Genomic DNA, 20,049 nt, shown 5'->3' with positions numbered 1-20,049 from the left:
ACCCCTCCAGGAAGGCCCACACCATGACCACCACCCCGCTGCGCATCACCGTCTGGGGCGAGAACGTCCACGAGCAGGTCGAGCAGCACGTCGCCGAGCGGTACCCCGACGGCATGCACGGCGCGATCGCCGACGGCATCCGCGAGAACCTGCCGGACGCCGTCGTCCGCACCGCCACCATGCAGGAGCCCGAGCACGGGCTGACCGATGCCGTGCTCGCCGAGACCGACGTCCTGACCTGGTGGGGGCACGCCGCCCACGCCGACGTCGACGACGCCGTGGTCGACCGCGTCCACAAGCACGTGCTGTCCGGCATGGGGCTCGTGGTCCTGCACTCCGGCCACTGGTCGAAGATCTTCGGCAAGCTCATGGGCACCACCTGCACCCTGCGCTGGCGGAGCGAGCACGACCAGGAGCTCGTCTGGACCGTGAACCCGCAGCACCCGATCACCCGCGGTGTCCCGAACCCGATCGTCATCCCCGAGCAGGAGATGTACGGCGAGTACTTCGACGTGCCCACGCCCGACGAGCTGGTCTTCATCTCCGGGTTCACCGGCGGCGAGGTCTTCCGGAGCGGCATGACCTACCGCCGCGGCCTGGGGAGGATCTTCTACTTCTCCCCCGGGGACCAGGACTTCCCCGTGTACCACCACCCGGACGTCCGACGGGTGATCGCGAACGCGGCCGAGTGGGCGCGACCGGAGCGCGAGCGCGAGCTGCCGACCCTGCGCCGCTACGACCTCGGCGAGTACTTCGACGGGCAGCACTACCGCGGCCCGTTCGACGACGCACCCGAGGACGAGCTCGCCGAGCCCGCTGAGCCCGCCCAGTCCGCCGAGCCAACCGAGCCCGCCGAGGCCCGCGCATGACCGAGCACGCCCCGCTGCGGGTCGTGCAGGTCGGCGCCGGCGGCATGGGCCGCGCGTGGCTCGGGACGGTCGCCGCCGACCCGGACGTCGAGCTCGTCGGAGTCGTCGACCTCGACCTCGACGCCGCCCGCGCCGGGGCAGAGCTCGCCGGGTCCCCGACGATCCCGGTCGGTCGTGACCTGCCCGCGCTCCTGGCGGAGACCGGCGCCGAGGCCGTCCTCGACATCACGGTGCCCGTCGCCCACCACCCGGTGACGATGGACGCCCTGCACGCGGGAGTCCCCGTCCTCGGCGAGAAGCCCGCGGCGCAGACCGTCGCCGAGGCGCTCTCCCTCGCCGCCGCCGCCGAGGCCACCGGGCAGCTGTTCATGGTGTCGCAGTCGCGCCGCTACAACGACCAGCTCGTGGCCTTCCGGCAGCACGTCCGCGCGCTCGGCGGCGTCGGCAGCCTGAACACCCGGTTCGCGAAGGCCCCGCACTTCGGCGGCTTCCGCGAGGAGATGGACGACGTCCTGCTCCTCGACATGGCGATCCACGCCTTCGACTCCGCCCGCTACGTGCTCGAGCGCGACCCGGTGTCGGTGTACTGCGAGTCGTGGAACCCGTCGTGGTCCTGGTACCGCGGTGACGCGGACGCCGCCGCGGTGTTCACCTTCGAGGACGACGTCCGGTACGTCTACGACGGCTCGTGGTGCGCGCCCGGTGACGAGACGTCGTGGAACGGTGACTGGCGCGCGTCGGGAGCGTCGGGGTCGGCGTCGTGGGACGGCGACCACGACCCGTCGAGCGTGATCGACGACGCACCCGGCACGCCGGCGGGTGCGCCGGGAGTCGGTACGGAGATCGCCGGGGCGCTCGCGTCCTTCGTGCGGGCCGTCCGGACCGGGGTCACCCCCGACGGCGAGGTGCACGGCAACGTCATGAGCCTGGTGATGGTGGACGCGGCGATCGCCTCCGCCCGCTCGGGTCAGCGCGTCGTGGTCGACGACGTGCTCGAGCAGGCGCACGCGACGGCGCTCGAGGTCGAGCGGGACGACGCCGTCCGGGAGCGGCTCGCCGCGTGGGGGTCGGTGCGGCAGGCGCTCGCCTCCGCGCCGGACCGCACGCCCGCGGGCTGACGCAGGCACGCACGGACGGGAGGCGCGGTGCCGGCCGGCACCGCGCCTCCCGTCCGTCGCTGTTCGCGCCACCCCGCCGGACGGATCCGCGCGTCGCGGGCGGATCCGCGCGTACCAGGTCGTTCCTCCTGACCAGGTACGCGCGGTTCCGCTTCCCACTCCAGGCGTGATGGGGAGGAACGGGCACACGACACACGGTCGGCTCGTCCGGCATCCGCGACCAGGACGCGAGTGCAGCTCAGGGCGATTACGGTTGCTCCGTGCGTGGACACCGGGCGTCGACCAGCGGGCAGCCGACCCCGGTCGTGCTCGTCACCGCCGACCCGCGTCGTCGTGCGGCACGGACCCCCTGGCGGCGGGTCCTCGTCGGGGTCGTCGTCGCCGCGCTGCTCGGCGGCGCCGTCGTCGCGACCGCGGGCACCCTCGTGTCGCAGCGCGTCGCCGAGTCCTTCGCCGTGCGGGACGCCACCGCCGACACGGCTGCGCTCGCCCGGGTGGTGGTGGAGCCCGCCCTCGTGGACGACGTCACCAGCGGCGACCCGGACGCCCGAGCCGTCGCCCGCGCACGACTCGACGACGCCCTGGCCGGCGAGTCCCGCGCCGGCTCGACGGTGCGCCTGAAGCTCTGGGGCGCGGACGGCACCGTGCTCTGGTCCGACGAACCCCGGCTGGTCGGTGAGCGCTTCCCGCTCTCCGACGAGGACCTCGCGGCGCTCCGGACCGACCGGTCCGACGCCGAGGTGTCCGACCTGGACGAGCCCGAGAACCGGTACGAACGCGGGCACGGACCGCTGCTCGAGGCGTACCAGGCGGTGCACACGCCCTCGGGTGAGGCCCTGCTGTTCGAGGCGTACCGGCCGTACGACCAGGTCATCGCCCGCGCCGCCGACCTGCGGGCCGCGTTCGCCGCGCTGGCGTTCGGCACCGTCGGGGTCGTGCTCGTGCTGCTCGTGCCGCTGCTGCTCTGGCTGCTCGTGCGGATCCGCACGGGCCAGCGGCTCCGCGAGCGGTTGCTCGGGCGCGCGCTCGACGCCGAGGCGGCCGAGCGCCGACGCCTCGCGGGCGAACTGCACGACGGTCCCGTGCAGGACGTCGCCGGGCTCGCACTCTCCCTCGGTGCGGTGCCCGAGACCCGTGCCGCCGCCGAGACGCTCCGGCAGGCGGTGTCCGCCCTCCGGACCTCGATGGCGACGATCCGCCCGGCCGCTCCCGGTCGCGACGGCCTGGGTGCCGCGCTCGACGACGCGTGCGCCCGTGCCCGGGCCGCGGGGGTGGTGACGGACGTCGACGTGCCGGAGCCGCTCGAGGCCTCCACGGCCGCGCGGACCGCGGTCGTGCGCTTCGTGCGTGAGGCGGTCTGGAACGCCGTGAAGCACGCCGACGCGACCCGCATCCGGGTGTCGGTGCGGACCGACCGCGGGGACCTGGTGGTGCGCGTGTCCGACGACGGGGTGGGGTTCGACCCGCGGCTCCTCGACGGGCCGGCTCCCGCCGGGCACCTCGGCACGACGCTCCTGCGCGAGGTCGCCGAGGACACCGGCGGCGCGCTGCTGCTGCGGACCGCACCTGGGGCGGGGACCGCCTGGGAGCTGACGCTGCCCGCCAGGACGGAGTCGCTGCGGTGAGGGTCCTGCTCGTCGACGACCACGCCCTGGTCCGACAGGGCCTCCGCGCCGTGCTCGCGACCACGACCGACTGCGACGTGGTCGGCGAGGCAGGCACGGGTGAGGAGGCCACCGAGCGTGCCGCGTCCCTGCACCCGGACGTCGTCGTGATGGACCTCTCCATGCCGGGCGCGGGCGGGGTCGAGGCGACGCGGGTGATCCGCACCACGATGCCGACGGTCCGGGTGCTCGTCCTCACCACCTTCTCCGACGACGACCGCGTGCGCGCTGCCCTGGCCGCCGGGGCGACCGGGTACCTGCTCAAGGACGCGGCTCCGGAGGAGGTCGTCGCCGCGGTCCGCTCGACGGCGCGCGACGAGGCACCCGTCGACCCACGCGTCGCCCGTGCCCTGCTGCCGGGTGCGCCGGCTCCGGGGCGGGACCGCGGACCGGCCCTGCCGCCCCGCGAGCGCGACGTGCTCGACCGCATCGCACGCGGCCTGTCGAACCGCCAGATCGCGACCGAGCTCGGGATCGCCGAACGGACCGTGAAGGTGCACGTCGGATCGCTGTTCCGCCGCATCGGCGTCGCCGACCGGACGAGTGCGGCGCTCTGGGCCCGCGACCACGGCTGGTGACGACGCGGCCGTGCACACGCCGGCGGAGCGGGTACTAGTACCAAGGTCCGATGGTGCCGCCTCCGCGTCCCGGCGACGATCGTCACGAGGGACGCGACCACCGCCGGCGCGTCGGACCAGCCCAGGAGGCACCCCATGACCACCCAGCGCACGCGACGCCGCACCACCGGCATCGCCACCGCGATCGCGCTCGGCGCCGTCGCCGCGGCGGCCCTCGTCGGGGTGTCCCCCGCGAACGCGTCCGGCAAGACGTCGACCGGCGGGGACTACGCCGTCACCGTCAACGGCGCCACGACGAACCCCGCGGTCGGCAGGGACTTCAAGCTCAAGGACGTCGCCGTCACCGGCACCATCGCGGTCCGCGGCAAGCACAACGGCTTCGACATCCGCATCGCCGACCTCGGCGTGTACGACTACACGCTGACCGGGGCACCGGACACCCAGCGGATGGTGACGAAGCCGACCGTGGTGTTCGCCTCGAAGGTCCCGTCGCTCACCGCCGCGCAGCTCGCCGGCACGAAGCTCTCCTCGCTCGAGGTCCGCGACGACACGCTCGTGGCGATCTTCGGCACCGGCGCGGGCAAGTTCAAGATCCAGGCGAAGGACGGCGCCCAGGGCGGGATCTTCCAGATGGAGACCGAGTTCGCCCAGCCCGTGACGTTCACGCACACGCTCGGGGCCGGGCTCTTCTACTTCACCAACCCCTACACGGGGAAGATCAACTTCGGCGACGGCGTCGCGGCGGTGTCCTCGGGCAGCGACGCGCACCAGATGCTGCTCGGCAAGGACAGCCCGCAGGTCGCGACGAAGACCTCGCAGACCGCGACCACCACGACCTGGACGGTCCAGCCCGGCGGACGCATGGGTGGTGTGCTCGGCGAGGACGCGGTCGAGCTGTCGCAGGGCGCGACGAACTGCACGAGCGACTGCCAGGCGCAGAACCAGGTCCGCGGCTCCCTGCCGGTCCCCCCGGACCCGGTGGACCCGCAGCCGCTGCGCGTCGCCACGCGCTGACGGGACCACGCGACGGACTGGAGGCGCGGTGCCAGCTGGCACCGCGCCTCCCGTCCGTCGTTCCGTCCCGCCCGCCCGGCCCGGCCCGGCCCAGCCCGGCCCGAGACTCGGGCTCAGCGACGGTCCTCGTGCCGCCGACCGCGAGGACCGTCGGTCAGGACGAGACTCGGGGCCCGCTGCGACGGACCACGCCGCCCACGCGGGTCAGCGCGGGATGACCGAGAACATGAAGCGCTTCCGGATCATGTACCAGACCAGCAGGATCAGGGCCGTGTGGGCCGCGAAGCCGATCCAGCCGTTGAACCAGTCCACGCCCGGGATCGACGCGATGGCCAGCGCGAAGAAGACCTGCCAGACGAACACGTAGAGACTCGCCTGCCCGATCGGGATCCACAGCCACCCGATGACGGCGCTGATGGGCTTCCAGAACACGGTGAGGATCGCGTACGAGACGATCGCGAAGAAGGCGATGTCGACCAGACGCCCCCACTGCAGGTCCACCCGCTGGTACGCCGTGTTGTACAGGTCGTTGTACATCGACGCGGGGAACGGTGCCGGGGTGAACCCGAACTGGTCGCCCGCCCACACGTAGACGAGGAACGCGGCGTACCCGGTGATCCCGATGCCGATCAGGACCTTGCCGAGTCGGCCGGTCAGCGCCCCGATCACCTGGCGCCGGTAGTAGCCGAGCACCAGGCCGTGCGTGAAGACCACCTGCCAGGTGAGCAGCGGGAACACCGACTCGAACTGCGAGTTCAGCGGGCGGAACTCGGGGTTCAGCGCCTGGAACGCGTACAGCCCCCAGCTGACGAGGAGCAGCGCCCACCAGAAGCCGCGCCGGATCACCCACAGGAAGACGGGGATGAACAGGCTCAGCACCACGAACAGTCCCATGATGTTGAACGGCCACGGCCCCATCTCGAGCAGCAGGAACTGCCGGATCGCGAACCAGGGCGGCGGGTAGGCCAGCAGCTGCATCGCGTTCGGGTACAGGTCGTACACCCGACCCTCGGCGCCGACGCCCCCGGTGCCGGTCCCCCGGTCGGTGAAGGTGGTGATCGCATCGGTGTCCAGGAACGGCACGAAGCTCAGCGCGAAGACGACCACGATCACCGCCAGGGTGACGACGTACTGCTTCCGCGCCCGCTTCCACGCCCCGACGGCCGCCACCCACTCGCCGAACTTCTTGATCGCGAACGGGTACGTCATGCCCAGCACCATGCCGGACAGGAACACGAACATCTCGGCGCCGGTGATCGCACCGGTGGCGTGCAGCGTGATGTACGAGTAGGGCCCGCCGATCTCGATGTGCGTGATCACCACCGCGAGGATGATGAACCCGCGGAAGAGGTCGAGGCGCAGGTCGCGCCCGGGCTTGCCGTCGTCGGGGTACCGCCAGCTCGGCAGCAGCCGTCCGACGAGCCCGCTCAGCAGGAACGCCGCTGCGAGGCCGAAGGCGCACCAGACGATCCACGCCATCTGGTCGCCGCCGGTCTCGTACTGCTGGCTGATCGCCGCGGCACCCTCCTGCGTCGTCACGCGCTCCGTCACCGGTCCGAGGACGAAGTCCCCGGCCTGTTCGAGGTCCGTCCGGAAGGACCCGGCGATCCCCGGGTCGGCCGTGTCCCGCCAGTCGGCGACGCGGTTGCCGGCCTCGGGCTCGCGCCGGTTCGTCTCGAGGAACGTCACGCCCCGGACCTCGGGGTGGTCCTGCACGGCGGCGATCACCTGCCGCCACCACGCCTGCTTGACCGGGAGCTCGGCCGCACCGCGCAACGAGTGGTCGTACAGCGCGCCGGTGTCGAGCAGCATCGGCCGGTCCTCGCCCTGTGCGAAGCGCTCGGTGAACGTGCCCTCGGACTGCGTCTGCTCGTAGCCCCAGGTCTCGTCGAAGCGTGCCGCGACCTCGCCGTCCTGCGGGACCTCGTTGCGGGTCAGCGGGACGTCGCGACCGGCGGCCTCGGTCGCCTTGCCCTTGCCGAAGAAGAACATCGACAGCCCGACCCAGTCGACGCTCTCGGCGCCGGGCCAGTACGGGCCGTAGGGGTCGTCGGCGGCGGTGAGTCGGCCGTCGCCGTCGGTGTCCAGCTCGGCGACGTCGTTGCCCGACAGGGTCTGCAGCCGCCCGGCGGACTCGCCGAACGGGTAGCCCGCGCCGTACGACGGCGACCACACCATGGCAGCGTCGGAGTCACCCGCGTGCACGGCCGCGGCCAGCGTCCGGAACGCCGGGACGAACGCGGTCGGCTGCTGTCCCCAGCGAACCCACGTGCCGTTCATCTGGGGAGCGAAGCGCACGAGCAACTGGGTGTCGTACTGCCGGTGGACCTCCTCGAACAGCCGGTTCGCCGCGGCGGCGTCGGCCTTCGTGAGGGACCGCAGCGACCGCGACGGCTCCAGGCTCACCGCGAGCACCGCGCCCTGGGTCGCCGCCGCGCGGGTCGCCCGCAGGAACTCGTCCCGTGCGCTGCGGTCGAAGGGGTACTCGATCTCGACCCCGTAGACAGACGGCGTCGCGCCGAGCCGACCCTCGTACCCGTCGGGGGCGTCGCTCCCCCAGTCGAGGTCCGGGCCGAACCACACGCGCCCGTCGGAGGGCGTCTCGCCGGCACGACCCGGAGCCGACACGGCCGACGCGGGGAGCGCCCCGCCGAGCAGCAGCGTCCCGACGACGACGAGGAACGCGACGGCCTTCGCCAGCGCGCCCCTCACCGGTTGCACGCCAGGGTCCAGATGTTGTGGCCGCCGGTGTGCTCGTGCTCGAGGCGGTCGAGCGCGGCGATCGCCAGCGCGAGGCCGCGACCGCTCTCCTCGTCGGGGTCGGCCATGGTCACGGCGGACAGGTCGACGTCGGCGGGGCGCCCGTTGTCGGTGAGCACCGCGACGAGCTCACGGTCCGTGGCGCAGAGCTCCACCGTGTACCCGCGACCGGCCTCGGCATCGGTGCGTCGCGTGTGCTCGACGATGTTGGCAGCGATCTCGGCGAGGGCGGTCTCGAGCGAGAAGCGGAGACGGGCGTCGTCGATCGCCATGGTGTCCCACCAGGCGCCGAAGCGGTCCTGCACGACGTCGAGCGACTCGGCGACGGCCGGGACGTCGAAGGTCAGGTCGTGGTCGGTCACAGTGGGCCTCCTGCCGTCGAGGACACGTGTTCGGACTGCGGCGTCCCCGCCTCCGGTCCGCGGTAGAGCACGGCGCGGACGACGATGCTGAAGATGAACAGGTCGAAGATCACCCACGCGGTGTTCACGAGCGGCGCGATGCCGTCCGCCTGGCCCGTGGCGTACCGGATCGCGATCATCACGAGGGCGGCGACGAGCGCACCCATCGCGTACAGCTGGGGCTTCACGAGGTCCCACCGCGGTCGCTGGTCGGACTCGTCCTTGACCTTCGGCGTGACCCGGAACCCCAGTGGCTTGCCACGGAACACGTTCTCGAACGCGCTCGTCACCGACTCGATCCAGACGGGGAACAGCGCGAGCGAGTACTGCTGCCCGCGCCACGTGGGTCTGCCGGCGGCCACCACCCAGAACAGCAGCTGGTTGAGCACGAGGAACGGGATGAGCCGCACGAAGAAGTCGACGCTGTAGGCCTGCACGGGCACGACACCGAACGACAGGCAGAGCACCGGGGCCGCGATGTACACGATCGCCGCGAAGCCCGAAAGGTAGCTCCACATGGTCGAGAAGTACATGAGGCGCTGCCCCCACGACAGGCCCTTCTGCACGAGGGGGTTCTCGCGGAAGAAGACCTGCATGGTGCCCTGCGCCCAGCGGAGTCGCTGCACGAGCATGGTGGGCAGGTCCTCCGGCGCGAGGCCCTTCGCCAGGATCTCGTCGTGGTACGCGGACCTCCATCCCAGGCCGTGCAGGCGCATCGCGGTCGCCATGTCCTCGGTCACGGAGATCGTGGCGAGCGGCATGATCGGCTGGGCCTCGTCGTCGCGGTTCACGTCGAGCGCCCGGGCGAGCACCGCGATGGACTCGATCGCGGCCACCGGCGAGGCGTCCCGTCGTCCGAGCACGTCGAGGGCAGCGTCGTCGAGGCCGGCGAAGGTGTCCGCCTCGGTCGACATCGCGGCGAGCTCCTGCAGGTCACGGCGGACCGACTCGAGGTCGGCGGCGGCGAACCGGTACGCGATCGCGTCGATGCCGCGCTGGAAGTCGTAGGTGACGTCGCCGAGCGGTTCGCCGCGGTCGATCTGGTCACGGGCACGGTCGACGACCTGCTCCGCACCGTCGAGCGCGTCGAGCACCCGCGGGTCGGTCTCGGTCTCGCGGGCTCGTGCGAGCAGCTTCCGCGACGTCTTGATGGTCCGCTCGACGGACTCCTCGACCTCGCGCACGTAGCGGGTCACGCCGAGCTGCATGAGTGCCTCGCGCCGCAGGATCGCGTTCGATCCGCAGAAGAACGCCGCGTTCCAGCCGTCCTTCGACTGCTGGATGGGCCCGTAGAACAGCGGAGCCTGGCTGCCGAGCAGGTCGGCCTCGGGCACGTTCTCGAACCACTGCGGCGTCTGGACCAGCGCCATGCGCTCGTCCTTGAAGTAGCCGAGCGTCCGGTCGAGGATCGACGGCTCCGGGACCTGGTCGGCGTCGAGGATGAGCAGGAACTCGCCCTGCGTCGCGAGCAGCGCGTTGTTGAGGTTGCCGGCCTTCGCGTGCCGTGGCCGGTCGACCCAGTCGGCGCCGCGCGTGATCACGCCGATGCCGAGGGACTCGGCGGCGGCGCGCATCTCCGGGCGGTTGCCGTCGTCGAGGATCCACGTGGCGTGCGGGTGCGTGATCGCCTTCGCCGCACGGGCGGTGCGGACGACCAGCTCGACCGGCTCGTTGTACGTCGTGATGAAGACGTCGACGGTGACGTCCCCGGCGGGCTTCGTCGGCGGTTCCCCGCGTTCGCGGAGTCGCCAGGCGCCGAACGCGAACAGCAGCGAGTCGATCACGCTGTAGGTCTCCGCGAGGATCAGCGGCACCGCGATCCACCACGAGTGCCAGTTCACCGAGCCGATCCAGCGCCAGACGATGTAGTTGACGCCGGCGATCGACGCGAGGAGCGCGACGGTGCGCACGGTCGCGAGCCGCTTGGTCGGGGTACCGGTGGTGAGTCGGCGACGGTCCTGACGGCTGACGTCGAGCGCGGTCATCGGCGTCCTTCCTGCTGCAGCCGGCGAGCGCTGGGTGAGTGCGCCGTACCGCCCTGTCTACCGCAGGCAGGGCACCGCTGTCAGCCCGCCGCCCCGTCCGCGGGGTGAGATCGGCTCATCCGGGCGCTGCGAGCCCCAGATCGTGCGCGAGGCGGACGATCACCTCGTCGAAGTACGCCGCCGGGTCGGTCACCGAGCCGACCGCGTGCCCGAACAGCTCGAACGACAGGACGCCGAACACCGTCGTCCAGGCGATCAGGGTCCGCAGGACGACCTCGGGCGAGGGGTCGTCGTGGAAGCCGCGCTCTCGTGTGTAGGCGACCGCGTCGGCGACGGCGCCCGGCGCTGCGGGCCGCGAGCCGATCGCGGGACCGGCACCGAGCCTCCAGTCCGGAGCCAGCTCGGACCCGGCGACTCCCGACCACGCGTCGGTGACGACGCGGACGAGCACGTGCGTCGTCCGCGAGGCGGGCTCGACCGTGTCCTGCGGTGCGACGTACCCGGGCACGGGTGAGCCGTACAGGAGCGCGAAGTCCCCGGGGTGCCCGATCGCCCACTGCCGGACGGCACGACACGCGGCGACCCAGCGGCCGACGTGGTCGGACCGGTCGACCGGCGCCTCTGCCGCCTCGACCGCGGCGCCGAGTTCGTCGTAGTCGAGCACGAGCAGCGCGGTGAGCAGGTCGTCGCGGCTCGGGAAGTACCGGTACACGGCGGAGGACACCAGGCCGACGTCACGAGCGACGGCGCGCAGGCTCAGCTGCTCCGGTCCCTCCTCGGTGAGCCGGGCGCGCGCGGCCGCGAGGATGCTCGCGTGCACGGCCTCCCGTGCCAGGGACCGGGCGGTCCTCGCCTTCTCCACCATGCCGTCAAGCGTGCCACGGGAGAGCACTGCACACAAACGAGAGCACTGCTCTTGCATCGGAGCCCGTCCGGCTGCATGATGGCTTCCGAGAGCACTGCTCTCCCGAATCTCAGGAGGAACCATGCCCCGTCACCACGTCGTCGTCGGCGCCGGCCCCGTCGGTCGCCACACTGCGGCACTGCTGTCCGAGCGTGGCGACGAGGTCGTCGTCGTCACCCGCTCCGGACGCGACACCGGTCTGCCCGGGGTCCGCCACGTCGGGCTCGACGCCGCCGACGCGGACGCCCTGACGGCCGTCGCGGACGGCGCGGCAGCACTCCACAACTGCGCGAACCCCGGCGACTACACGCAGTGGGAGCGGGTGTGGCCGCCGCTGGCGTCCTCCCTCCTCACCGCCGCCGAGCGGACGGGTGCCGTGTACGCGATCACCGGGAACCTGTACCCGTACGGCCCGGTCGACGGACCGATGCGCGCGGACCTGCCCGACGCCGCGACCGACCACAAGGGCGTCCTGCGGGCCCGGATGTGGGCAGACGCGCTGGCGGCGCACGAGGCCGGACGCATCCGCACGGTCGAGGTCCGCGGCTCGGACTACGTCGGCCCGGGCACCGGCGTCAACGGGCACGTCACGCGGGTGCTCCCGACCGCGATGCGGGGGAAGCCCGTCACCGTGATCGGGCGCTCGGACCAGCCGCACTCGTACACCGACGTCGGCGACGTCGCGCGGCTCCTCGTCGCCGCGGCGGACGACGAGCGGTCGCACGGTCGGACCTGGATCGTCCCGACCAACGCACCGCGGACCCAGGAGCAGGTCCTCACCGAGATGCTCCGGACGGCCGGTCGGCCCGCCGTCCGCGTGCGGTCACTGCCGATCGGCCTGCTCCGCGGGATCGGCGCGGTGGTCCCCTTCATGCGGGAGGTCGCGCAGCTCGGCTACCAGTGGTCGGCTCCCTACGTGGTCGACGACACCGCGACCCGGGCGCACTTCGGGTTCGGCCCGACGCCCTGGGACGAGGTCTGCCGCCGCACGGTTCACGGGCTGACCGTCTGAGCCGACCGGACGGGAGGCACGACCCGCGACGGGCGGGCGGCTCGCGTCCGTCCCGGAGTCGGCCCGGCAGTGGGCAGGGCCGATGGGGTCCCGCGACGCGACTGCGCGACCCCGCAGGACGGGGTCGCGCAGCGGATCAGTGGCCGGTCAGTGGCCGGTCAGTGGCCGGTCAGTGACCGACCGATGGCTGGTCAGTGCCGGGGCTTGCGTGCCGGACGGTCGTCGTCGCGGCGGTCGTCACGGCGGGGACGGTCGTCCCGACGGGGCGCACGCGGTCCGCGGTCGTCGCGGTCGTACCGACGGGCACCGCCGCGGCGGTCCGGCGCGATCTCGATGAGCTTCCCGCTGATCCGGGTGTCGGCGAGCCGGTCGAGCACGCCCGGGTCCATGCTCTCGGGCAGCTCGACGATCGAGAAGTCGGGTCGGATCTGGATCGCGCCGAAGTCGTCGCGCCGCAGGCCGCCCTCGTTCGCCAGGGCGCCGACGATCTGGCGCGGCTCGACGCGGTGGCGACGCCCGACCTCGATCCGGTAGGCGGTCATCGGCTGCGAGCGGCGCGGCCCACGGTCCTCGCGGCCACCACGGTCGTCGTCACGGTCGCGGCGCTCACCACGGCGGCCGTCGCGGTCCACCTGGTTGCGGAGCTGGTCGTCGGCCGGGTCGAGCAGCAGCGGCGAGTCACCCTGCGCCACGACCGCGAGCGCGGCCGAGACGTCCTCGGCGGGCACGTCGTGGTTGCGGACGTAGTGCGCGATGACGTCACGGAACTTCTCGATGCGGTCCTGCTGCTCGAGCGCCGCGGTGATCGCGTCGTCGAACCGGCTGAGGCGCGTCTCGTTGACGTCCTCGACCGTGGGCAGCTGCATCTGCGTGAGCGGCTGCTTCGTGTGGCGCTCGATGGCCGACAGGAGCCGGCGCTCGCGCGGCGTGACGAAGCTGATCGAGTCACCCTTGCGGCCCGCGCGACCGGTGCGGCCGATGCGGTGCACGTAGGACTCGATGTCGACGGGGATGTCGAAGTTCACGACGTGGGTGATGCGGTCGACGTCGAGGCCACGGGCGGCGACGTCCGTGGCGACCAGGATGTCGAGCTTGCCGGACTTCAGCTGGTTGACCGTGCGCTCGCGCTGTGCCTGGGCGACGTCACCGCTGATCGCCGCCGCGGCGTACCCGCGGGCGCGGAGCTTCTCGGCCAGGGTCTCGGTCTCGCTCTTCGTGCGGACGAAGATGATCATGCCCTCGAAGTCCTCGACCTCGAGGATGCGGGTGAGCGCGTCGACCTTCTGCGGGTACGACACCATCAGGTAGCGCTGCGTGATGTTCGCGGCGGTCTTCGTCTTGGTCTTGACGGTGATCTCGGACGGGTCGTTCAGGTACTGCTGCGAGATGCGACGGATCTGCGCGGGCATCGTCGCCGAGAACAGCGCGACCTGCTTGTCGTCCGGCGTCTCGGCCAGGATCGTCTCGACGTCCTCGGCGAAGCCCATCTTGAGCATCTCGTCGGCCTCGTCGAGCACGAGGTACTTCAGCTGGGACAGGTCGAGCGTGCCCTTGGCGATGTGGTCCATGATGCGACCGGGCGTGCCGACGACGACGTCGACGCCACGGCGCAGCGCGGACAGCTGCACGCCGTACGCCTGGCCGCCGTAGACGGGCAGGACGTGCACGTGCTTCATGTGCGACGCGAACTGCTCGAACGCCTCGCACACCTGCAGCGCGAGCTCACGGGTCGGCGACAGCACGAGGGCCTGGGGCACCTTGCTGCCCGACTCCATGCGGGACAGGATCGGCAGCGCGAACGCCGCGGTCTTGCCGGTGCCGGTCTGCGCGAGGCCGACGACGTCGCGCCCCTCGAGCAGCGTCGGGATCGTCGCTTCCTGGATGGCGGAGGGGGTCTCGTAGCCGATGTCCTTGACGGCCTTGAGCACCGGATCGCTCAGGCCGAGGTCGGCGAAGGTCACCACGGGCCCCTCGTCGGCGGTCTCGGTGGCGGTGGCGGTGTCCGTGCTCATGGGGAAACGGTACCTCGGACGGCGGACGCCCGCTGACGCGACCGGGCGAGCGGTGGCCGGACGGAAGGCGCGTGGCGGCGCCGCGACGCGCCTCCCGTCCGTCGCCATTTAGTTGCATTCCGGAACCACCCGATGTATCGTTGCGCGGTCTGCAAAGTTACACAGTACGAAAAAGGAGTTCGATGACCGCCACCGCACCCGTCTCGGTGCAGCAGGGCCGCGACACCGCCGGCCCCGACGCGGCGACCGGCGCGCACGCGCCCGGCACCTCCGGCCAGCAGCCGCTCATGACGCACCGCCAGATCCTCCTGGTGATCTACGGCCTGATGGCGGGCATGTTCCTGTCGTCCCTCGGCCAGACGGTGTTCGGCACGGCGATCCGCACCATCGGCGACGACCTGCACGGTCTCGACCAGCAGGCATGGGTGACCACGGCCTACCTGATCACGTCGACGATCGCGACGCCGATCTACGGCAAGCTCTCCGACATCTTCGGCCGACGGCCGCTCTACATCTTCGGCATCGTCGTCTTCATCCTCGGCGCCGTGCTGTCCTCGATGTCCACCTCGATGCTCATGCTCGCGGCCTTCCGTGCCGTGCAGGGCATCGGCGCCGGCGCGCTCATGTCGCTGCCGCTCGCGATCATGGGTGACATCCTCGCGCCGCGTGAGCGTGCGAAGTACCAGGGGTACTTCCTCGCCGTGTTCGGCATCTCGTCCGTCATCGGACCGCTCATCGGCGGCCTGCTCGCCGGCTCCTCCGAGATCCTCTGGATCACCGGGTGGCGCTGGGTGCTCCTCATCAACGTGCCGATCGGCGTCGCCGCGCTCATCATGGTGATCGTCTTCCTGCACCTGCCGAAGGTGCACGGCAAGGGCGACAAGCCGAAGGTCGACTGGTGGGGCGCGACGGCCGTCATCGTCACGCTCGTGCCGCTGCTGCTCGTCGCCGAGCAGGGCCGCACCTGGGGCTGGGGCTCGCCCGCCGCGATCGCCAGCTACGTGATCGGTGCGCTCGGACTCGTCGCACTGCTGCTCGTCGAGTCGAAGATGGGCGACGCGGCGATCATCCCGCTGAAGCTCTTCCGCTCCGGCACGTTCTCGATGGCGACCGTCATCGGGTTCCTGGTCGGCTTCGCGATGTTCGGCGCCATGCTGACCATCCCGCTCTACCTGCAGATCGTCGTGGGCCTGACCCCGACCGAGTCGGGCTTCGCCACGCTGCCGCTCGTCGGTGGGCTGATGATCGCGTCGATCACCTCGGGCCAGATCGTCGCCCGTGTCGGCCGCTACCGGATCTTCCCGGTCATCGGCACGTTCCTGGTGTCGGCCGGCTACGTCGTCCTGACCTTCATGACGATCGACAAGCCGCTCTGGTTCCTCATGATCGGCATGTTCCTGATCGGCCTCGGGCTCGGCTCGGTCATGCAGTCGCTGACCCTGGCGTCGCAGGGCTCGGTCGAGGCCCGGGACATGGGCGTCGCGACCAGCTCGGCGACGTTCTTCCGGCAGATCGGCGGAACGCTCGGCACCGCGGTGCTGCTCTCGATCCTGTTCTCGGTCATGCCGAGCAACATCCTGACGGCGACCGCGAACCAGGCCGACCTCAAGCCGGCGCTGTCGGCCGCACTCGACCCCGCGGTGGCGAGCAAGCCGGCCAACCAGGGCGCGATCGACACGATCTGGGCCCCGATCACCACCCCGCTGCAGCAGACCGTCCAGGGGAAGCTCGACGACGCCTCGGCGCAGGCGAAGCAGGCGGCCGACCAGGCCGTCACGCAGCAGGTCACCGCGGCCGTGCAGCAGCAGGTCGCCGCCGGTGCCGTGCCCGCAGCCGCGGCGCAGGGCGTGATCGACCAGCAGGTCGCAGCGGCCACCCCGGCCGCAGAGTCCGCAGCCCTCGAGGCCGTGGCGGACGAGGCGCACGCCAGCGTCCAGGACGGCACGGTGTCGGTCGACTGGTCGAACGCCTCGCAGCGGTCGTACTGGGTGGACGAGCTCACGCCGGCCCTGGCGAAGCAGATCGACGACGGTGCCAGTTCGGACTCCGCGGCGACGAGCACGAACGACACCTCGTTCCTCACCGGCGCCGACAGCCGCCTCACGCGGCCGTTCATGGCGGGCTTCAACGCCTCGTCCGTGACGATCTACTGGGTCGGACTCGGCGTGATCCTGCTCGCCTTCGTGCTCACCTGGTTCTTCCGGGTGCCGCCGCTGCGCCAGCGCTCGGCGCTGCAGGAACAGCACGACGCCGCGAACGGATCCTCGTCAGACGGCTCCTCGTCCGACGGTTCCTCGTCCGATGTCGACCGCTCGGCGCCGTCGGCCGAGGCCGAGCTCGAGGCCCGCGCCGGGCTCGCAGCAGCCGAGGCCGGATCGTTCACCGGGCCGATGACCGGCTCCACGCCGACCCAGCGTCGGTGACCCCCGGCCGCCCGCACCCCGCCCGGGGTGCGGGCGGCCTCCCCGTGCCGGACCCGTCCGGCGCAGACGACCCGGCCCACCGCAGCACACGGTGGCCGCCCAGCACCACAGGAGTGCACGTGAGCACCACAGCAGCACCGGAGCCGGTCACCGCACCGTGCACGTTGCGCGAGCGGAAGAAGCAGCAGACCCGGCAGGCGCTCCACGACGCCGCCCTGACGCTCGTCTCCGAGCACGGTCTCGACGGCGTCACCGTCGAGCAGATCTGCAGCGACGCCGACGTCTCCCCGCGGACCTTCTTCAACTACTTCACGTCGAAGGCGCACGCGGCGCTCGGTCTCGACACCGTCGAGGTGCCGGAGTGGGCGGCCACGCGCTTCGCCGAGGCGGACGGCCGACTCGTCGACGACCTGTGCGTCCTGATCGCCGCGACCGTCCCGCTCTCCCAGGACCGCCGCCGGATGAAGGAGCTCCTCGTGCTCCGACCCGAGATGGCACCGATGGTCATGCAGTGGATGGCCGAGTCGCGGCAGTCGCTCCTCGCCACGGTGTCGTCGCGCACCGACGAGCAGACCGCTCGCACGGCCGTCGGACTCGTGCTGTCCGCGCTGTCCGAGGTCGCGCACCGCGACACCGTCGGTGACAGCGACGAGCTCGCGGTGAAGCTCCGCACCGTCGTCGCCGAGATGGGCGCGATCGCCGCGTCCTGATCCGCGCCCGCGGTGCGACGCACGGTGCCGCACGGCGCTGCGGGGTTCCACAGGGTCCCTTCGGGAAGCCGCAACCGATCGTCCGCGAAGGTTCCTCGCCGCCTACGCTCGCGGCACCGGACGTACCCGACGACCGGTCCCGGCGCGGTCTCCCGACGCTCCGGGGATCCGCGAGGAGCACCATGCACCACGTCCCGAGCGCTCGGTCCGCAGCGCGCACCACCGCAGCGGCTGCCGCCGTGCTGGTCGCCGCCGCACTCGGCGTCCTGCCGGCCGCCACGGCCCGGGGCGCCACCCAGCCGGTGTCGGCGTCGACAGCGTCGTCGTCGCCGACACCGGTCACCCCGCCGACGACAGCGGACGTGCCGTCCTGGGCAGCGGCCACCAGCGAGTCCTCCCCCCAGGTGCTCCCGACCGTCCGGGCCGGCGAACCGTCCTCCGCCGACCTGCGCGCACGGGACGCCGACGGAGCCACGTACTCGCTCACCACCGCGGACGGCGCCACGGCCCACCCGGACGACGGGCTGACCTTCGCCCACGGTGTGCTCTCCGGCACCCCGACCCACGCGGGCACCGCCACCGTGCGGGTCACCGCGACGACCGCGGTCGGCTCCGCGGAGCACTGGGTGCGCTGGACCGTCCTGCCCGCTGCCGCCACCGGCGTCGGCGTGGTCGTCCGCACCGTCCCCGCCGCGTCGGACGGGACGTACACCTGGGTCGGTGCCGACGGCCGGGTCTACCCGGATCCGCTGGGCGTGGCGCTCGGCGGCTCCCTCACGCTCGAACCGTGGACGACCGACCGGTTCGGCAACACGGTGGCGGTCGCCGAGGACGCCGAGGTCCGTGCGAGCGACGACGCCGACCGGGTCGACCGCGCCGACGGGACCGTCACGGTGACCTTCACCGGTGCGGCGTCGCAGACCGTCCGGGTGTCGGTCGACGGCACCGCGACCACGTTCCCGGTGCGGGTGACCGGCGGACGGGCGGCGACCGCTCCCGAGGGAGACGCCACCACCGCAGCCCGGGTCGGGCAGGACCCGGACGGTGGTCCGTCGAGCGCCCGCTCCGTCGCGGACACCGCCGGCGAGCTCGCCTGGACCGGGGCCGATGCCGCCGTGCCGATCGGCTGGGCCGTGGCGCTCCTCACGCTCGGCACGGCCGTGGTCGGACTGCGCCGGGCGCGTCGGACGCGGCACCGCGCCTGAGCCGGGCGGCCGGCCCGAGACGCCGGCGTTTCGCCGTGCCGGACGGGTCCGAGACGCCGGCGTCACCGCGAGACGCCCCCGATCGCGCGAGACGCCGTCCTCTTCGGCGGCGTCTCGGCACGACACCGGCGTCTCGGCACGACGGCGGCGTCTCGGCACGACGCCGGCGTCTCGGCACGACGCCGGCATCTCACGTCGACCACGGACAGGGAGGCCGAAGGGGGCCCGCCTGCGAGCACCGGAGTACGGTCAGCCCATGGACGGCACAGCCCCGACCCCGTACCTCCTGCTCCCCGGCACCGCCCGCACGGCGCTCGCCCGCTGGCAGCAGGTCTTCGGCGGCGACGTCCGCGTCACCTCGTACGAGGAGGCCGCTCGCGAGGACGGGCCGCCCGGCGCCGTGGCGCACGGCGAGCTCGTCGGCCCGGTCCGGCTCTTCGCCGCCGACACCGGCCCCGACGACACCGCGCTCGCGGTCTCCGGCTTGTTGTTCGCCCTGCTCGGGAGCGCCCGGCCCGAGGTGCTCCGGCGGTGGTTCGTGGACCTGGCCTCCGACGGCACGGTGGTCGACGACCTCCAGGAGCGGCCGTGGGGCGACTGGGACGGAACGGTGCGCGACGCGTTCGGGGTGACCTGGTTGATCGGGTTCGAACGGTCAGCGCTCGACGACCAGGACTGACCAGCCTCAGTCCGTCGGGTGCTCGTCGGACCCGAGCGGGAGCAACGGCGCCCAGAACGCGTCCGGGCCGTCCGTGACGACGGCGTCGGCCTCGAAGCGGAACCCGTACCCGCGCACGAAGTCGAGGGCTGCGACCCGCTCGTCCTCGGCATCGTCGGACGCAGCGTCGGGGAGGTGCACGCCGTGCCCCATCCGGACGCCGGAGTCGCTGACGAGGGTGAGGTCCCACCGGCCCTCCTCCGCGCGCTCGATCCGGACGACGGCGGCCTGTGCAGCGGTGAAGTCAGCCATGCAGCGGATCCTACGGACGGCCGCCCGGGCGCGTTCAGGGTGCCGACGCCCGTACCCTGACCGCATGGACACCCCGCAGCCGTCCGGCACGACGAAGCGCCGGATCACCCTCGACCTCGGTCGCCCCCTGCTGACCTGGGGAGCCCGACCGACGGTGACGATCGACGGCGTCGGTCACCCGGCCCAGTGGGGCACCGGCACGTGGGCGGTCGCCGACGACGGGTCGACCCGGATCGGCGTCTCCTGCTTCAACCGCCTGTGGCACTTCGGCACCGCCAGCGGCACGGTCGGCGATGCCGACGGCTTCGCCTACCGCAGCGGCGCACTGCCACTGGGCCGCGGTCGGCTGACCGCCCGTCGCACCGCAGGCTGAGCCCGGAGGCGCGGTGCCGGTGGGCGGTCCCGCTCACCGGCACCGCGCCTC

At 72.5% G+C, this 20,049-nt stretch carries 17 protein-coding genes; 11 read left to right on the top strand and 6 right to left on the bottom strand.

The window, feature by feature from the left end:
* Positions 1-23: 23 nt before the first annotated feature.
* The 5 genes from NI26_RS03435 (at position 24) to NI26_RS03415 (ending at position 5,243) form a co-directional block, all read left to right on the top strand.
* On the top strand, positions 24-869 hold the full coding sequence (locus NI26_RS03435) for a ThuA domain-containing protein (RefSeq protein ID WP_066652399.1): 846 nt from the start codon (positions 24-26) through the stop codon (positions 867-869).
* Positions 866-1,987, top strand: a complete 1,122-nt coding sequence (locus NI26_RS03430; RefSeq protein WP_066652397.1) for a Gfo/Idh/MocA family protein — start codon at positions 866-868, stop codon at positions 1,985-1,987. Before NI26_RS03435 ends, NI26_RS03430 begins: the two co-directional genes overlap by 4 nt.
* A 260-nt stretch (positions 1,988-2,247) precedes the next feature.
* Entirely contained in the window at positions 2,248-3,612 is a 1,365-nt protein-coding gene (locus NI26_RS03425) for a sensor histidine kinase (RefSeq protein WP_066652394.1), read from the top strand.
* Complete coding sequence (locus NI26_RS03420) at positions 3,609-4,229, top strand: response regulator (protein WP_066652392.1); 621 nt, start codon at positions 3,609-3,611, stop codon at positions 4,227-4,229. The genes NI26_RS03425 and NI26_RS03420 overlap by 4 nt, the downstream gene beginning before the upstream one ends.
* A gap of 135 nt (positions 4,230-4,364) precedes the next feature.
* Positions 4,365-5,243, top strand: coding sequence for a hypothetical protein (locus NI26_RS03415; RefSeq protein WP_066652389.1), 879 nt, complete (start codon positions 4,365-4,367; stop codon positions 5,241-5,243).
* 204 nt (positions 5,244-5,447) lie between these two features.
* Here NI26_RS03415 and opgC read toward each other — a convergent pair whose 3' ends face one another.
* The 4 genes from opgC to NI26_RS03395 all read right to left on the bottom strand — a co-directional run bounded on the left by opgC (position 5,448) and on the right by NI26_RS03395 (position 11,254).
* Positions 5,448-7,964 (bottom strand): OpgC domain-containing protein, encoded by a 2,517-nt coding sequence (gene opgC, locus NI26_RS03410; RefSeq protein ID WP_144411236.1) that lies wholly within the window; start codon positions 7,962-7,964, stop codon positions 5,448-5,450.
* On the bottom strand, positions 7,952-8,365 hold the full coding sequence (locus NI26_RS03405; protein ID WP_066652386.1) for an ATP-binding protein: 414 nt from the start codon (positions 8,363-8,365) through the stop codon (positions 7,952-7,954). The genes opgC and NI26_RS03405 overlap by 13 nt, the downstream gene beginning before the upstream one ends.
* Positions 8,362-10,389, bottom strand: coding sequence for a glycosyltransferase (locus NI26_RS03400; RefSeq protein ID WP_066652384.1), 2,028 nt, complete (start codon positions 10,387-10,389; stop codon positions 8,362-8,364). Before NI26_RS03400 ends, NI26_RS03405 begins: the two co-directional genes overlap by 4 nt.
* A 115-nt stretch (positions 10,390-10,504) precedes the next feature.
* Positions 10,505-11,254, bottom strand: a complete 750-nt coding sequence (locus tag NI26_RS03395; RefSeq protein WP_066652382.1) for a TetR/AcrR family transcriptional regulator — start codon at positions 11,252-11,254, stop codon at positions 10,505-10,507.
* Between the two features lie 121 nt (positions 11,255-11,375).
* Between NI26_RS03395 and NI26_RS03390 the strand changes: the two genes are divergently transcribed.
* The gene (locus NI26_RS03390; RefSeq protein WP_066652379.1) at positions 11,376-12,305 is read left to right on the top strand and encodes an NAD-dependent epimerase/dehydratase family protein; all 930 of its coding nucleotides are present in this window, start codon (positions 11,376-11,378) and stop codon (positions 12,303-12,305) included.
* A 191-nt stretch (positions 12,306-12,496) separates the two neighbouring features.
* Here NI26_RS03390 and NI26_RS03385 read toward each other — a convergent pair whose 3' ends face one another.
* On the bottom strand, positions 12,497-14,317 hold the full coding sequence (locus NI26_RS03385; RefSeq protein ID WP_066652376.1) for a DEAD/DEAH box helicase: 1,821 nt from the start codon (positions 14,315-14,317) through the stop codon (positions 12,497-12,499).
* Between the two features lie 182 nt (positions 14,318-14,499).
* On the opposite strand from NI26_RS03385, the gene NI26_RS03380 reads away from it, so the two are divergent.
* The 4 genes from NI26_RS03380 (at position 14,500) to NI26_RS03365 (ending at position 19,334) form a co-directional block, all read left to right on the top strand.
* Positions 14,500-16,740 carry an MDR family MFS transporter gene (locus NI26_RS03380; protein WP_066652372.1) on the top strand — a complete coding sequence of 747 codons (2,241 nt, stop codon included), beginning with the start codon at positions 14,500-14,502 and terminating at the stop codon, positions 16,738-16,740.
* Between the two features lie 119 nt (positions 16,741-16,859).
* Positions 16,860-17,450, top strand: a complete 591-nt coding sequence (locus tag NI26_RS03375) for a TetR/AcrR family transcriptional regulator (RefSeq protein WP_066652370.1) — start codon at positions 16,860-16,862, stop codon at positions 17,448-17,450.
* 182 nt (positions 17,451-17,632) lie between these two features.
* Positions 17,633-18,655 (top strand): hypothetical protein, encoded by a 1,023-nt coding sequence (locus tag NI26_RS03370; RefSeq protein WP_066652365.1) that lies wholly within the window; start codon positions 17,633-17,635, stop codon positions 18,653-18,655.
* 256 nt (positions 18,656-18,911) lie between these two features.
* On the top strand, positions 18,912-19,334 hold the full coding sequence (locus NI26_RS03365) for a glyoxalase (protein ID WP_066652363.1): 423 nt from the start codon (positions 18,912-18,914) through the stop codon (positions 19,332-19,334).
* 6 nt (positions 19,335-19,340) lie between these two features.
* On the opposite strand, the gene NI26_RS03360 is transcribed toward NI26_RS03365, so the two are convergent.
* Positions 19,341-19,625 carry a hypothetical protein gene (locus tag NI26_RS03360; RefSeq protein ID WP_066652361.1) on the bottom strand — a complete coding sequence of 95 codons (285 nt, stop codon included), beginning with the start codon at positions 19,623-19,625 and terminating at the stop codon, positions 19,341-19,343.
* 64 nt (positions 19,626-19,689) lie between these two features.
* Between NI26_RS03360 and NI26_RS03355 the strand changes: the two genes are divergently transcribed.
* Complete coding sequence (locus tag NI26_RS03355) at positions 19,690-19,998, top strand: hypothetical protein (protein WP_066652360.1); 309 nt, start codon at positions 19,690-19,692, stop codon at positions 19,996-19,998.
* The last annotated feature ends 51 nt before the right edge of the window (positions 19,999-20,049 follow it).

The organism is Curtobacterium sp. MR_MD2014 (assembly GCF_000772085.1).
Taxonomy (GTDB): domain Bacteria; phylum Actinomycetota; class Actinomycetes; order Actinomycetales; family Microbacteriaceae; genus Curtobacterium.
This window is presented reverse-complemented; position numbering and strand designations above follow the sequence as displayed.